General features: G+C 39.2%; 15 protein-coding genes. 10 read left to right on the top strand and 5 right to left on the bottom strand.

The window, feature by feature from the left end:
* Positions 1 to 123: 123 nt before the first annotated feature.
* Positions 124 to 354 (bottom strand): YceK/YidQ family lipoprotein, encoded by a 231-nt coding sequence (locus HMPREF0027_RS07130; protein ID WP_005623545.1) that lies wholly within the window; start codon positions 352 to 354, stop codon positions 124 to 126.
* A 114-nt stretch (positions 355 to 468) separates the two neighbouring features.
* Between HMPREF0027_RS07130 and leuB the strand changes: the two genes are divergently transcribed.
* On the top strand, positions 469 to 1551 hold the full coding sequence (leuB, locus tag HMPREF0027_RS07125) for a 3-isopropylmalate dehydrogenase (protein WP_005623543.1): 1083 nt from the start codon (positions 469 to 471) through the stop codon (positions 1549 to 1551).
* A gap of 121 nt (positions 1552 to 1672) precedes the next feature.
* Here the strand turns inward: leuB and msrB are convergent, their stop codons facing one another.
* A complete protein-coding gene (msrB, locus tag HMPREF0027_RS07120) occupies positions 1673 to 2068 on the bottom strand; it encodes a peptide-methionine (R)-S-oxide reductase MsrB (protein ID WP_005623541.1) in 396 nt (131 codons plus the stop codon).
* Positions 2069 to 2291: 223 nt separating this feature from the next.
* Between msrB and gap the strand changes: the two genes are divergently transcribed.
* From gap to HMPREF0027_RS07085, 7 genes are all read left to right on the top strand, one after another.
* Positions 2292 to 3296, top strand: coding sequence for a type I glyceraldehyde-3-phosphate dehydrogenase (gap, locus tag HMPREF0027_RS07115; RefSeq protein ID WP_005623539.1), 1005 nt, complete (start codon positions 2292 to 2294; stop codon positions 3294 to 3296).
* A gap of 242 nt (positions 3297 to 3538) precedes the next feature.
* A complete protein-coding gene (locus HMPREF0027_RS07110) occupies positions 3539 to 4591 on the top strand; it encodes a rod shape-determining protein (RefSeq protein WP_005623537.1) in 1053 nt (350 codons plus the stop codon).
* Between the two features lie 104 nt (positions 4592 to 4695).
* Positions 4696 to 5748: a rod shape-determining protein MreC gene (gene mreC / locus HMPREF0027_RS07105; RefSeq protein WP_005623535.1), complete on the top strand. Its 1053-nt coding sequence runs from the start codon at positions 4696 to 4698 to the stop codon at positions 5746 to 5748.
* Positions 5748 to 6236, top strand: coding sequence for a rod shape-determining protein MreD (gene mreD / locus HMPREF0027_RS07100; protein WP_005623533.1), 489 nt, complete (start codon positions 5748 to 5750; stop codon positions 6234 to 6236). Before mreC ends, mreD begins: the two co-directional genes overlap by 1 nt.
* A gap of 10 nt (positions 6237 to 6246) precedes the next feature.
* Positions 6247 to 7587, top strand: coding sequence for a replication-associated recombination protein A (locus tag HMPREF0027_RS07095; protein ID WP_005623531.1), 1341 nt, complete (start codon positions 6247 to 6249; stop codon positions 7585 to 7587).
* Between the two features lie 90 nt (positions 7588 to 7677).
* Positions 7678 to 8463, top strand: a complete 786-nt coding sequence (znuB, locus tag HMPREF0027_RS07090) for a zinc ABC transporter permease subunit ZnuB (protein WP_005623528.1) — start codon at positions 7678 to 7680, stop codon at positions 8461 to 8463.
* Between the two features lie 193 nt (positions 8464 to 8656).
* On the top strand, positions 8657 to 9457 hold the full coding sequence (locus tag HMPREF0027_RS07085; protein ID WP_005623525.1) for a class II glutamine amidotransferase: 801 nt from the start codon (positions 8657 to 8659) through the stop codon (positions 9455 to 9457).
* A gap of 351 nt (positions 9458 to 9808) precedes the next feature.
* Here HMPREF0027_RS07085 and ispF read toward each other — a convergent pair whose 3' ends face one another.
* From ispF to ftsB, 3 genes are read right to left on the bottom strand one after another with little or no spacing between them, the layout of a single operon-like run.
* On the bottom strand, positions 9809 to 10285 hold the full coding sequence (ispF, locus tag HMPREF0027_RS07080) for a 2-C-methyl-D-erythritol 2,4-cyclodiphosphate synthase (RefSeq protein WP_005623522.1): 477 nt from the start codon (positions 10283 to 10285) through the stop codon (positions 9809 to 9811).
* 2 nt (positions 10286 to 10287) lie between these two features.
* Complete coding sequence (gene ispD / locus HMPREF0027_RS07075) at positions 10288 to 10968, bottom strand: 2-C-methyl-D-erythritol 4-phosphate cytidylyltransferase (protein ID WP_181893779.1); 681 nt, start codon at positions 10966 to 10968, stop codon at positions 10288 to 10290.
* 9 nt (positions 10969 to 10977) lie between these two features.
* Positions 10978 to 11256 (bottom strand): cell division protein FtsB, encoded by a 279-nt coding sequence (gene ftsB, locus HMPREF0027_RS07070; RefSeq protein WP_005623517.1) that lies wholly within the window; start codon positions 11254 to 11256, stop codon positions 10978 to 10980.
* A gap of 273 nt (positions 11257 to 11529) precedes the next feature.
* Here ftsB and pckA point away from each other — a divergent pair, with 273 nt between their 5' ends.
* A complete protein-coding gene (gene pckA, locus HMPREF0027_RS07065) occupies positions 11530 to 13140 on the top strand; it encodes a phosphoenolpyruvate carboxykinase (ATP) (protein ID WP_005623514.1) in 1611 nt (536 codons plus the stop codon).
* A 179-nt stretch (positions 13141 to 13319) separates the two neighbouring features.
* Positions 13320 to 14418 (top strand): peptide chain release factor 2 gene (prfB, locus tag HMPREF0027_RS07060; RefSeq protein WP_155812104.1). Its coding sequence is split into 2 segments (ribosomal slippage): positions 13320 to 13394 and positions 13396 to 14418, totalling 1098 coding nucleotides; the frame shifts between segments, so codons are not numbered across the junction.
* Positions 14419 to 14618: the final 200 nt, after the last annotated feature.

Raw genomic sequence — 14618 nt, 5'->3', positions numbered from 1 at the left:
AATACAGAACTCGGTCCTTAAATTAAACAGTCTAACTTTTTGGGGTCAGATCAAATTAAAGAGGCTTTTTAATTGGTTATACGGAGAAGTAATATTTCATTCAACGGATTATTCTATAAGGGGTTACTGGCTTAATGTAACAGGCAGCATTAACGTATCAAGCACAAAACTTAGCGATAAATCAACCACTGCCGGAATACTTAAAATTCCGCCGTTTTGGATAGCTTTGAAGTCTTTGCTGACTCCGGCATAAACGGAATAATCACCTTCGTTAAGGCTGATGATAGTACCGCAAGCGGTTAAATTTTGGCTAAAAATTGCAACTGCAGCAAGTTTTAAAAATAAAGTCTTCATTTTGTTCCCCTAATTGCCGATTATTCTAGCTCAATTTTGATAAAATCCCACCCGATAGGCTGAATTTTGAGGTAGAATATTCAACTTCTATTCATAATAATAAGAGGATTTTATATGCAAACATACAACATTGCAGTTTTAGCAGGGGATGGTATCGGCCCTGAAATTATGGCTCAAACGATTAAAGTGCTTGAAGCAACGCAACAAAAATTCGGTTTTAAATTAAATTTTAATCATTTTAATATCGGTGGTGCGGCAATTGATGCACAAGGTAAAGCATTACCGGAAAATACGTTAAAAGGCTGTGAAAATGCGGATGCGATTTTATTCGGTTCAGTGGGAGGGCCCAAATGGGTAAACTTACCGCCGGATGAGCAGCCGGAGCGTGGTTCGTTACTTCCATTACGTAAACATTTCAAATTGTTCTGTAACTTACGCCCAGCCACTTTATATAAAGGTTTAGAAAAATTCTGTCCGTTACGTGCGGATATTGCCGCGAAAGGCTTTGATATGGTCGTGGTGCGTGAGTTAACCGGTGGGATTTATTTCGGTCAGTCGAAAGGTCGTGAAGGCGAAGGTTCTCAAACTAAAGCGTTTGATACCGAAGTGTACTATAAATATGAAATTGAACGTATTGCTCGTGTTGCTTTTGAATCGGCGATGAAACGTAATAAAAAAGTGACGTCTATCGATAAGGCAAACGTATTGCAAAGCTCAATCTTATGGCGTGAAACGGTAAGCGAAATTGCAAAAGAATATCCGGAAGTGACGCTAGAGCATATGTATATTGATAATGCGACAATGCAATTAATCAAAGCGCCGGAAACCTTTGATATTTTATTATGCTCGAATATTTTTGGTGATATTATTTCGGATGAAGCGGCAATGATTACCGGTTCTATGGGTATGCTACCGTCAGCAAGTTTAAATGAAGACGGTTTCGGTTTATATGAGCCGGCGGGCGGTTCGGCGCCGGACATCGCAGGTAAAAATATTGCGAATCCAATTGCACAAATTTTATCAGCGGCGATGATGTTACGTTATAGCTTTAATTTAAATGATGCGGCGGATGCGATTGAAGCGACCATTCAGAAAGCATTAGCGGACGGTTATCGTACCGGCGATTTAGCGGACAAAAATGCACCGGTTTCTACCAGTGAAATGGGTGATATTATTGCAAGAAATATTTTAGCGTAAAGAGCGGATTATTTATTATAAACAAGCGGTCGAAATATGAAGGATTTTTGCAAATTTCTTTCAAATTCCGACCGCTGTCGTATGTATAACTTAGAAAATAATATTTAATTTATAAAATTAATTAACCATCAATTTCTTCGCCGGTTTCATCCCATTTAAAGTTGAGGGCGATAGAGTTCAGACAGAAACGTAAACCAGTTGGTGGTGGGCCGTCATTAAATACGTGTCCCATATGTGAATCGCAGTTGCCACAACGGATCTCGGTACGGTGGCGCCCTAAACTATAATCGTCTAAATAACGTAATGCGTCATCTGAAACGGCTTCATAGAAACTAGGCCAACCACAACCGGCATCGAATTTTGTATCCGAACGAAATAACGCATTGTGGCAGCGTGCGCAACGATAGGTTCCGATACGATCTTCGTGCAGAAATTTACCTGTGAATGGCATTTCTGTCCCGTGGTTAATTAGAATTTCAACTTGTTCTTCCGTTAGTTCGTCAATTTCTTTAATCATATTCACTCCTAAGATAGAAATTTCTTTCCAATTCTACCGTTTTTTTACTACTTTAGCGTTACAAATTTTAAAAATTTGACATAGATCACAAAAAAATTATCTGTTATATTTGTTTCGGTTCTTTTAGTTGTAAGTCATACTGGAGTATGTGCTATAATCTGTGCACTTCTTAAAAGCATTAGAAGAACAATTTTGTTTAACTTTAATATAGGTAGAAAAATCTATGGCAATTAAAATTGGTATTAACGGCTTCGGTCGTATCGGTCGTATCGTGTTCCGTGTAGCTCAACTTCGTGATGACATCGAAGTTGTAGGTATCAACGACTTAATCGACGTTGATTATATGGCGTATATGTTAAAATACGACTCAACTCACGGCCGTTTCAACGGTACTGTTGAAGTTAAAGATGGTCAATTAGTTGTTAACGGTAAAACAATCCGTGTAACTGCTGAGCGTGATCCAGCTAACTTAAAATGGGATGAGATCGGTGTTGATATCGCAGTTGAAGCAACAGGTTTATTCTTAGATGACGCTACAGCACGTAAACACATCACTGCTGGTGCGAAAAAAGTTGTATTAACTGGTCCATCTAAAGATGCAACTCCTATGTTTGTTAACGGTGTAAACTTCGATGCATATGCAGGTCAAGATATCGTTTCTAATGCTTCTTGTACAACTAACTGCTTAGCGCCATTAGCTAAAGTAATCCACAACAAATTCGGTATTAAAGAAGGTTTAATGACTACAGTTCATGCAACAACTGCGACACAAAAAACTGTAGACGGTCCATCAGCTAAAGACTGGCGTGGTGGTCGTGGTGCTTCACAAAACATTATCCCTTCATCAACAGGTGCAGCGAAAGCAGTAGGTAAAGTATTACCAGCATTAAATGGTAAATTAACCGGTATGGCTTTCCGTGTTCCAACAGCGAACGTTTCTGTTGTTGACTTAACTGTTAACTTAGAAAAACCAGCTACATACGAAGAAATTTGTGCAGAAATCAAACGTGCTTCAGAAAATGAAATGAAAGGCGTTTTAGGTTATACAGAAGATGCAGTAGTATCTACAGACTTCAACGGTGCAACAGAAACTTCAGTATTTGATGCAGCAGCAGGTATCGCATTAACAGATACTTTCGTTAAATTAGTATCTTGGTACGATAACGAAACTGGTTATTCAAACAAAGTATTAGACTTAGTAGCTCACGTTTATAACTACAAAGGCTAATTCTCTCGTTAGTTTAATATGAAACGCCACCCTCATTTGAGGGTGGCGTTTTTGTTTGTAGAGCATAAGCCTTTGTTATTCAGTTAAAATTAAGTTAAAAACTAATTAGCTTTACTATTCAAGAAAATTAGTCATTGAAGTATAGTAGGCTTTTTTGTTATATTTATAAATATTTTCGCTCCTTTGCGAGCGTTATTTTTATACTTGCAAAATAACCAAATTCATTTAACGGATCACTTTATATGTTTAAAAAATTTCTAGGATTATTTTCTAATGATCTTTCTATAGACCTCGGAACAGCAAATACATTAGTGTATGTAAAAGGTCAGGGTATTGTGCTTGATCAGCCCTCTGTTGTAGCGGTACGTCAAGATCGTATTGGCTCTTTAAAAAGTATTGCGGCAGTAGGTACAGATGCGAAATTAATGTTAGGTCGTACGCCAAAAAGCATTACAGCGATCCGTCCAATGAAAGATGGGGTTATCGCAGATTTCTTCGTAACAGAAAAGATGTTACAACATTTTATTAAGCAAGTTCACAGTAATAATTTTATGCGCCCAAGTCCTCGTGTATTAGTTTGTGTGCCGGCTGGTGCGACACAGGTTGAGCGTAGAGCAATTAAAGAATCAGCAATTGGAGCTGGCGCACGTGAGGTATATTTAATTGAAGAGCCAATGGCTGCAGCGATTGGTGCAGGTTTACCTGTACATGAAGCAACAGGTTCAATGATTATTGATATCGGTGGTGGTACAACAGAAGTAGCGGTACTTTCATTAAACGGTATTGTATTCTCAACATCTGTTCGTATTGGTGGTGATAAATTAGACGAAGCGATTGTTGCATATGTTCGTCGCCATTTCGGTTCGGCAATCGGTGAAGCGACTGCTGAGCGTATTAAGAAAGAAATTGCAATGGCAATTATTCGTGACGAAGATGAAGTTCGTACGATGGAAGTTCATGGTCATAACCTTGCAGAAGGTGCGCCTCGTACTTTCGAATTGGATTCTAAACACGTTTTAGAAGCGATTGAACAACCGTTAAACGGTATTGTTGAAGCGGTTAAATCTGTATTAGAGCAATGCCCGCCTGAATTAGCTGCGGATATCTTTGAGCGTGGAATGGTATTAACCGGTGGCGGTGCATTATTACAAAACTTAGATGTATTGCTTTCTGATGCGACTGGCGTAACGGTGATCGTTGCAGAAGACCCATTAACTTGTGTGGCTCTTGGTGGCGGTAAAGCGCTAGATATGATCGATATGCACGGTGGTGATGTATTTAGTAGCGATGACTAATTCCGCTTTTAATTGATATGAACGATCATAATGGATAATGACAGAAGTGTTCATTATCCATTGTTCATTATCAGCTCACCTTAATTTCATTTAAAAATTTAACAATGAAACCAATTTTTGCTAAAGCCCCTTCACTAGGTACTCGCCTATTTATCGCAATCATTATCTCTATAGCGTTAATTGCCTTTGACGGGCGTAGTAGTGCGCTTATCCAATTTCGAAATATGCTTGAAACTGCCATTGGTGGTCTATACTATTTTTCTAATACACCTCGTTCGGTGCTTGACGGTGTAAGTAATAATTTTATTGATAACAGCAAATTACAATTAGAGAACCGCGCTTTAAAAGAACAATTACGTGAGAAAAATGCAGATCTTTTATTATTGGATCAGCTGAAAGTTGAGAATCAACGTTTGCGCTTATTGTTAAGTTCTCCGCTTCGTCAAGATGAATATAAGAAGATCACCGAAGTACTTACGGCGGAAATGGATGCTTATCGTCAGCAGGTGATTATCAATCGTGGTAAAAGTGATGGCGCATTTGTTGGACAGCCAATTATTGATGAGCGTGGTGTGGTTGGCCAAGTAATCTCGGTTGGAGAAAATAGTAGTCGAGTTTTATTAATCACGGATGTGACTCATGCTGTGCCAGTGCAAGTCCTGCGTAATGATGTACGCGGTATCGCAAATGGTACAGGGCATAATGACGAGTTATTTATTGATAATTTACCTCGTTCGGTCGATGTTATTAAAGGTGATGTACTGGTTACTTCCGGTTTAGGCGGACGTTTCCCTGAGGGCTATCCGGTTGCGATTGTGGAAGCGGTTAAAAATGATACCCAAAGTCAATTTGCGCGTATTGTTGCGCGCCCGCTAGCTTCTTTTGACCGTTTACGTTATTTATTATTATTGTGGCCGACAAGCGAAGAGTTACGCAAAGCACAGAGTCTGTCTCCACAACAAGTACGAGAAGTCGTTGAAGAACGCCGTAATAGTTTAAATCCGTTAGATTTGCTGAAGAAAAACAAAAAAGAGCAGATCCGAGAGGAACAGCCAAAAGAAGAAATTCTGGAAAATAGTGATGAACCGGTAAATCCAGCTTCACAGCCGGAAGTTGATAATGATGAGAACCACCATACCGAGCAAGGAGCGGAATAATGCGAGCAAATCCAATTTTTCAAATTTTGGTATTAATCTCGATTTTTATGATTGCTTTCGTATTAGAGATCATGCCTTGGCCTATCGGTTTTCAAGGGCTAAGACCTAACTGGCTGATTCTGGTGCTTATTTATTGGGCATTAGCCTTACCAAATAAAGTCAGTGTTGGAACTGCATTTGTGGCTGGTATTGTTTGGGATCTAGTATTAGGTTCTATTTTAGGCATTCATGCGTTAGTACTGTCTATTGCGATTTACTTTGTGGCGAAATATCACTTAATACTACGTAATCTTTCATTATGGTTACAGGCTATTTTAGTGATGTTATATGTGGTTGCAATTCGTTTCTTAATTTATTTTGTCGAATTAGTATTACATAGTGCGGAATTTAATTCGCAAGAAGTCCTAGGAGCAATTATTAGCGGTATTTTATGGCCATGGATTTTCTTATTAATGCGCCATATTCGTCGCCAGTTAGGACTCCGTTAAGGAGATAATAATGAGCAGCTTATCTTTTGATTTTTCTGAAGATTTTCGTCCTTTACCCGCCAGAATGCGTCCGCGCACTCTGGCGGAATACATAGGGCAATCCCATCTAATCGGAGAAGGAAAACCGCTACGTCGTGCTATTGAAGCAGGTCATTCACATTCTATGATCTTCTGGGGTCCCCCTGGTACTGGCAAAACCACGTTAGCTGAAATTATTGCACACCATTTTGATGCGGAAGTCGAGCGCCTTTCTGCAGTAACAAGTGGGGTAAAAGAAATTAGAGAAGCGATTGAACGCGCAAAATTGAACCGTCAAACCGGCAGACGTACTTTATTATTTGTAGATGAAGTGCATCGTTTTAATAAAAGTCAGCAAGATGCGTTTTTACCGCATATTGAAGATGGAACGATTATTTTCATCGGTGCTACAACAGAAAATCCTTCCTTTGAACTAAACAATGCGCTGCTTTCTCGAGCTAGAATTTATATTTTAAAACCATTACAAACGGTCGAAATTCACCAAATTTTGCAAAATGCGTTATTTGATAAAGAGCGTGGGCTAGGTAATGAATCTTTTGTGCTGGAAGACGATGTTTTAACGTTATTAGCTGATTATGTAAATGGTGATGGGCGTTATGCATTAAATTGTTTAGAACTCATGTCAGATATGGCGGAACAAGGAACACAAGGCAAAATTTTAAATAAAGCACTGCTTACGGAATTATTGGGTGAACGATCGGCTCGTTTTGATAAAGGTGGCGATCGTTTTTACGATCTAATTTCCGCATTGCATAAGTCGGTAAGAGGTTCTTCTCCAGACGGCGCATTATATTGGTATGCCAGAATTTTAACGGCGGGAGGCGATCCTCTATATGTTGCACGTAGATTACTGGCGATTGCGTCTGAGGATATCGGCAATGCTGATCCAAGAGCAATGCAAATTGCAATTAACGCTTGGGATTGTTATACCAGAGTTGGCGCTTATGAGGGCGAAAGAGCAATTGCCCAAGCGATTATCTACTTAGCTGTCGCTCCTAAAAGTAATGCGGTATATAACGCCTTTAATCAAGCGAAACAATTAGCCAAAGAGGCAAAAGATTATGATGTGCCGGAGCATTTACGTAATGCACCGACGCAATTAATGAAGTCTTTAGGCTATGGTGCCGAATATCGTTATGCGCATCATGAATCTAACGCTTATGCCGCCGGTGAGAATTATTTTCCGCCGGAACTGAAAGATACGCAGTTTTACCATCCGACGGAAAGAGGTATGGAAAAACAGATAAAAGAGAAGATGTTATGGCTGAAAGCACAGGATGCGGCGAGTACACAACAGCGTTATAAGCGGTAAGATTTTTAGGATTTTTTGCAAGTTTTTGGCAAAATTTGACCGCTTGTTTAGGTTAAACGATACGAATTTATAGTTTAAGAAAGAGAAAATATGTTTGATATTTTATTTCCGGCTTGGTTAGCCGGTTTATTATTAGCGGTTATCACAGCTCCGTTAGGCGCTTTTGTCGTGTGGCGTAAAATGGCATATTTCGGTGATACGCTTTCTCATTCTGCATTACTAGGCGTGGCTTTAGGGATTTTTCTACAAGTCGATCCCTATATTGCGGTCATTATTATGACGCTGATTCTGGCGTTATTACTCGTTTGGTTAGAACATCGTACCGCTTATTCTCTAGATACGGTGTTAGGCATCATCGCTCATTGTAGCCTATCACTCGGTGTTATTACCATTAGTTTACTGGATAACGTCCGAGTTGATTTAATGTCTTATTTGTTCGGCGATTTGTTAGCCATTGATTTTTCTGATGTGATTTTTATCGGAGTAGGTTCACTATTGATTGCTTCGGTATTGGCATTTTTTTGGAAAAAATTACTTTCGATTACGATAAGCCCAGAACTTGCTCAGATTGAAGGCTTGAATGTTGCTCGCTTGCGTTTGCTATTGATGGTGCTGACTGCATTGACTATTGCGCTAAGTATGAAGTTTGTCGGGGCATTAATTATTACCTCTTTGCTAATCATTCCATCTGCAATTGCTAGACGCTTTGCCCGTACACCTGAAGCAATGGTGGGCTATGCGATTGTATTTAGCATACTTTCAGTAACTGGAGGGTTATTATTTTCCGGCTGGAAAGATACACCTGCAGGGCCATCCGTGGTTATTTGTGCCGGAATACTATTTTTACTATCTTTAGCTAAAAAGGAATCGGCATAAAACATTTACTCATGCCGAACATTGTTCGGCTTTTTTATAGTGAAAAGAATATAAATAAGCACGATAAGCTATAAGATTTTTGATCTACTTCTATTGAATTATTTTTGAGATTTGTGAAAATAGTCAATGTTAGACCGGCTGTCAGTCGGTCTTTCTTTTTCTCTACTTTTTAGTCCTAACGAAGAATAAATTTATGTGTCAATTACTCGGAATGAATTGCAATACCCCAACAGATATTACTTTTTCCTTTGAAGGATTTCGTCGCCGTGCGGGTTTAACCGATCATCATACTGATGGTTTCGGTATCGCCTTTTTTGAAGGTAAAGGAGTGAGAATTTTTCGGGATAATCGACCGGGAGCTTCTTCTCCCATGGCTGATTTAGTCAGCGAGTATCGTATTAAATCCTATAATGTTATTTCGCATATTCGTAAGGCAACCCGAGGCGATATCAATTTAGAAAATACCCATCCGTTTATTCGTGAATTATGGGGAGAGAACTGGGTGTTTGCGCATAATGGCACGGTTGAAAATGTAAGACCTTGTCCGGATTGCCATTACCAGCCGATCGGAACAACAGACTCTGAAGCGGCATTTTGCTGTATTGTATCTCGTCTAAAAGAAAAATATCCGGTAAAACCCTCGGAACAACAGATTTTTAATGCCGTAGTTGAAATTACCTCAGATATTGCAACCCATGGTGTGTTTAATTTTATTTTATCCAATGGGCATTGGATGATCGCTCGTTCTTCAACAAACCTATACTATGTCACCCGCAAAGCACCATTTAGTAAGGCATTGCGTGATGATGATGTAGAAATTGATTTTAGCAAATACACAACGCCAAATGATAAGGTGACTATTATTGCAACCCAGCCATTAACTAAAAACGAAAAATGGACCAAAATGAAAAATGGTGGTTATGTGATGTTTAAAGATGGCGATTTACTGAGTGAAATTGAAGGCACATTACCGGATAACCAATCACATGTGTAATGTTATAGATATGAATACATTTGAGTTATTTGGTGGTAAGTAATTTTTGTTTACCAAATTTTACAATGAATATGCTATTAATAATGGCTAAAAGTAATCTATTTGCTACTAAATTATTTTTTAATTTATCAACAAAAAATTATAAAAGTAATTAATTTGCTATTTTGTGAACGAATGTTCAGTGTAAATGATTGCTTTTTTCTAAAATAAGTTTACAATGCAAGACCTAAGATTCTTCAGGCTAATAAGAAGTATTTTAGACAGTCGTAGAGACAAAAATTTTATTCATTATGCTTATCAAAAAGGCCAGACATGATGTCTAGCCTTTTTTTATTTATATTAAAGTCATTATTATGCTTTAATCAATAATGCGACAGCTTCACATGCGATACCTTCGCCTCTTCCGGTAAAGCCTAGTTTTTCTGTTGTAGTCGCTTTTACATTGACTTGCATCACATCACACTGTAAATCATCTGCGATAGTTTGGCGCATTTGATCGATATACGGGCGCATTTTTGGCGCTTGGGCAATAATTGTCACATCAACATTTCCGACTTTATAGCCTTGCGCACGAACTTGACGATATGCTTCAATCAGCAGTTTACGACTATCTGCGTCTTTATATTGCATATCCGTGTCCGGAAATAATTTACCAATATCTCCTAATCCGACGGCGCCAAGTAAAGCATCCGTCAGCGCATGTAAAGCGACATCGCCATCGCTATGGGCGATAAAGCCGGTATGATAAGGTACTTCAACGCCGCAAATCATTAACGGACGATCTTGCCCGAATGCGTGTACGTCAAAACCATGTCCAATTCGTAACATTTCTAGTTCTCCATATAATGGGTCAAATAAAATTCAGCTAAGGCTAAGTCTTCCGGACGAGTGATTTTCAGATTATCGCTACGTCCTGTGATTAATTGCGGCGTATAGCCACTCATTTCCATTGCTGATGCTTCATCAGTAATCGTATATCCTTGCTCCAATGCGTTTTTAATCGCGTGTTTTAGTGCGTTAACCGGAAAAAATTGGGGCGTGAGGGCATGCCATAATGTAGAACGATCTTCTGTTGCAACGATCTTATTACCACTCGCACGCTTCATTGTATCAATCGCAGGCGTAGCAAGAATTGCACCACTTGGCTCTTGAACTTGCAAAAGTTTATCTAAATCCGACCGCTTGAGACAAGGTCTTGCGGCGTCATGTACTAACACCCAAGCGTCTTCATCAATAACTTTAATGGCATTAAAGACCGAATCAGCTCGCGTTTCACCGCCAAAAACAATTTGAATTTTAGGGGAGTTTAATACGGAAAGTTCCGGGTAATATTGGTCTGTTTCAGAGACAGCCACAATAATTTTCTGAATATTCGGATGTTCAAGAAAAATATTGAGCGTGTGTTCTAAAATGGTTTTTCCTTGTAATTTCAGATACTGTTTTGGCAGCGGTGCATTCATGCGGCTTCCAACACCAGATGCTGGGATTACGGTAATAATTTTTCGCATCAATGAGTTTCCTTACTGTGAGCGAGGGACGATTCTATAGAATGTTTCACTACCTTTTACCATCTCTCGTTCTAAACGAGCACGTTCTTCCAGTGCATTTACACCGTTTTTCAGGTCATTGATCTCTGCTGCTATTAAGCTATTGCGAGCGCTTAATTTTGCATTTTCTTCCGTAAGACCTTCCACTGCCGTTTGTGCATCTTGGTAATCGCTCCAACCGTTTTTACCGAACCAAAAACTATACTGAAAGAATGTTAACAGTACGGCAAAAAAGATAATTAGTAATCGCATTCTATGTCTCTTGAGAGTTAATCGAGTAAAGCGAAATTCTACCTTATTTTGCAAAAAAATAAAAAAATCTTACCGCTTACTGTGTGATACTTCATAAAAGGTACGAAAAATTAATAAGTAGTGCAGTTTTTCTTTGATTTCACGCAAATTTTTCAAGTAATTTTAGAGTAAATCTTCAAAATTTGAAGTAGTTAACATTTTTTATTCCTCGAATTAGTTAGAATCGCCACAGTTATTAATTTTCAACTTTTACAATCATAAAGAGGTGATTCTATGTTAAGCCGTATTGAACAAGAACTAGCACAACTAGGTATTACTAACGTAAAAGAGATTGTACGTAACCCTAGTTATGAGCAATTATTTGAAGAGGAGATGAAGCCGGAATTAGAGGGCTTTGAAAAAGGTGTGCTGACGAATTCCGGTGCAGTTGCCGTAGATACGGGGATTTTTACAGGTCGTTCGCCAAAAGATAAATATATTGTTTATGATGAAACATCAAAAGATCACGTTTGGTGGACATCTGATGCGGTTAAAAATGACAATAAACCAATGAGTCAAACAACTTGGCAAAGTTTAAAAGAGTTAGTGACTCACCAATTATCAAATAAACGTTTATTTGTGATTGATGCATTTTGTGGTGCAAGCCCTCGCCACCGCTTAGCGGTACGAATTATTACTGAAGTAGCATGGCAAGCCCACTTTGTGAAAAATATGTTTATTCGCCCTTCTGAAGAAGAACTGGCGAATTTCGTACCGGATTTCGTGGTGATGAATGGCTCTAAAGTAACCAATCCGAATTGGAAAGAGCAGGGCTTAAATTCAGAAAATTTTGTGGCATTCAACTTAACTGAAGCAGTGCAATTAATCGGCGGTACGTGGTACGGCGGTGAAATGAAAAAAGGTATGTTCTCTATGATGAACTATCTATTGCCTTTCAAAGACATTGCGTCAATGCACTGCTCGGCGAACGTAGGTGAAGACGGTGATGTAGCAATCTTCTTCGGTTTATCCGGTACAGGTAAAACAACACTTTCAACCGATCCGAAACGTAAATTAATCGGTGATGATGAACACGGTTGGGATGATGAAGGTGTGTTCAACTACGAAGGTGGTTGCTATGCGAAAACCATTAACCTTTCAGAAGAAAATGAGCCGGATATTTATCGTGCAATTCGCCGTGACGCTTTATTAGAAAATGTGGTTGTTCGTGAAGATGGTTCAATTGATTTTGCCGATAAATCAAAAACAGAAAATACGCGTGTGTCTTATCCGATTTACCATATTGATAATATTGTGGAACCGGTATCAAAAGCGGGTCATGCGAAAAAAGTAATTTTCTTAACAGCGGATGCGTTTGGTGTATTACCACCTGTATCTAAATTAACGCCTGAACAAACCAAATATTATTTCTTATCCGGCTTTACGGCAAAATTAGCGGGTACAGAACGTGGTATTACTGAACCGACACCAACTTTCTCAGCTTGTTTCGGTGCGGCATTCTTATCGCTTCACCCGACTAAATATGCGGAAGTATTAGTGAAACGTATGGAAGCAGCGGGTTCTCAAGCATACTTAGTGAATACAGGGTGGAATGGTTCAGGTAAACGTATTTCTATCAAAGATACACGTGGTATTATTAATGCGATCTTAGACGGTTCAATTGAAGAAGCAACAACGCATCAATTACCGATTTTCGATTTAGCTGTGCCGGATGCATTACTGGGAGTAGATACTGCGATTTTAGATCCACGTGATACTTATGCGGATAAAGCACAATGGCAAACTAAAGCTGAAGATTTAGCCGGTCGTTTTGTGAAAAACTTTGAAAAATATACCACAAATGATGAAGGTAAGGCTTTAGTTGCAGCTGGTCCAAAACTTTAAGATAAAATGATTCCTGTTTGTTAGAAAGAAGCAAAGCGCTAAGTGAAAACTTAGCGCTTTTTATATAGAATGAAGAAATAATATAAAAGCGGTTAAATTTTGCTATTTTTTTGCAAAAATCCCAAAAAAATGACCGCTTGCGCTATAATTCTCGGTCAATTTTAAAAGAGGGAAAAATAATGTTTGAACTGAATCCAATTAAAACTCAATTAGCCGATTTAACCGAGCGTACCAACATACTTCGGGGGTATCTTTGACTTTGATGCCAAAGTCGAACGCTTAGAAGAAGTCAATGCCGAATTAGAACTGCCGGAAATCTGGAATACGCCGGAAAAAGCGCAAGCATTAGGTAAAGAACGCTCTGCATTAGAAATGGTGGTCAATACGATTCGAGCATTGGCTCAAGGTGTGGAAGATGTTGAAGGCTTAATCGAATTAGCCGTAGAAGCGGAAGACGAAGATACGTTTAACGAAGCACAGGCTGAAGCAAACGAATTAGAAGAAAAATTAGCGAAACTTGAATTCCAACGTATGTTTAGCGGTCAGCATGATGCGGCGGATTGTTATGTCGATTTACAAGCAGGTTCTGGCGGTACCGAAGCGCAAGACTGGACGGAAATGTTACTGCGTATGTATTTACGTTGGGCGGAAAGCAAAGGCTTTAAGACCGAGTTAATCGAGGTATCGGACGGTGATGTTGCCGGATTGAAATCGGCGACCGTAAAAATTACCGGCGAATATGCATTCGGTTGGTTGCGTACCGAAACCGGTATTCACCGTTTAGTGCGTAAATCGCCATTTGATTCGAACAACCGCCGTCATACTTCGTTTGCTGCTGCCTTCGTTTATCCGGAAATCGATGACGATATTGATATCGAGATCAATCCGGCGGATTTACGTATTGATGTGTACCGTGCGTCCGGTGCGGGTGGTCAGCACGTTAATAAAACCGAATCGGCGGTACGTATTACTCATATTCCATCCGGTATTGTGGTGCAATGTCAGAACGGTCGTTCGCAACACCAAAACAAAGATCAATGTATGAAGCAGCTTAAAGCGAAATTATACGAGATGGAAATGATGAAGAAGAATGCGGAAAAACAAGCGATGGAAGAAAGTAAATCGGATATCGGTTGGGGCAGCCAAATTCGTTCATACGTATTAGATGATTCACGTATTAAAGATTTACGTACCGGTGTTGAAAACCGCAATACTCAAGCGGTGCTTGACGGTGATTTAGATAAATTTATTGAAGCCAGCCTTAAAGCAGGGCTTTAATGACAAGCGGTTGAATTTGTAAAAATTTCCGGTATTATGTAGCAGTTGCACAAAGATTTAACCGATTAAAAACCTTAAAATCCCTATTGAAATTTTAACTCGATAGGGATTTTTATTATGGCACAAAAGTTGCTGAAGCACGAGTTAGTGGAACGCCTATTAAATCTAAAAGAAAAACAAGATGAGTTGACGGTACAAAT

The organism is Actinobacillus ureae ATCC 25976 (genome assembly GCF_000188255.1).
In the GTDB taxonomy this organism is placed as follows: domain Bacteria; phylum Pseudomonadota; class Gammaproteobacteria; order Enterobacterales; family Pasteurellaceae; genus Actinobacillus; species Actinobacillus ureae.
The sequence above is the reverse complement of the archived record's forward strand: the minus strand, read 5'-3'. Positions and strand labels throughout refer to the sequence as shown.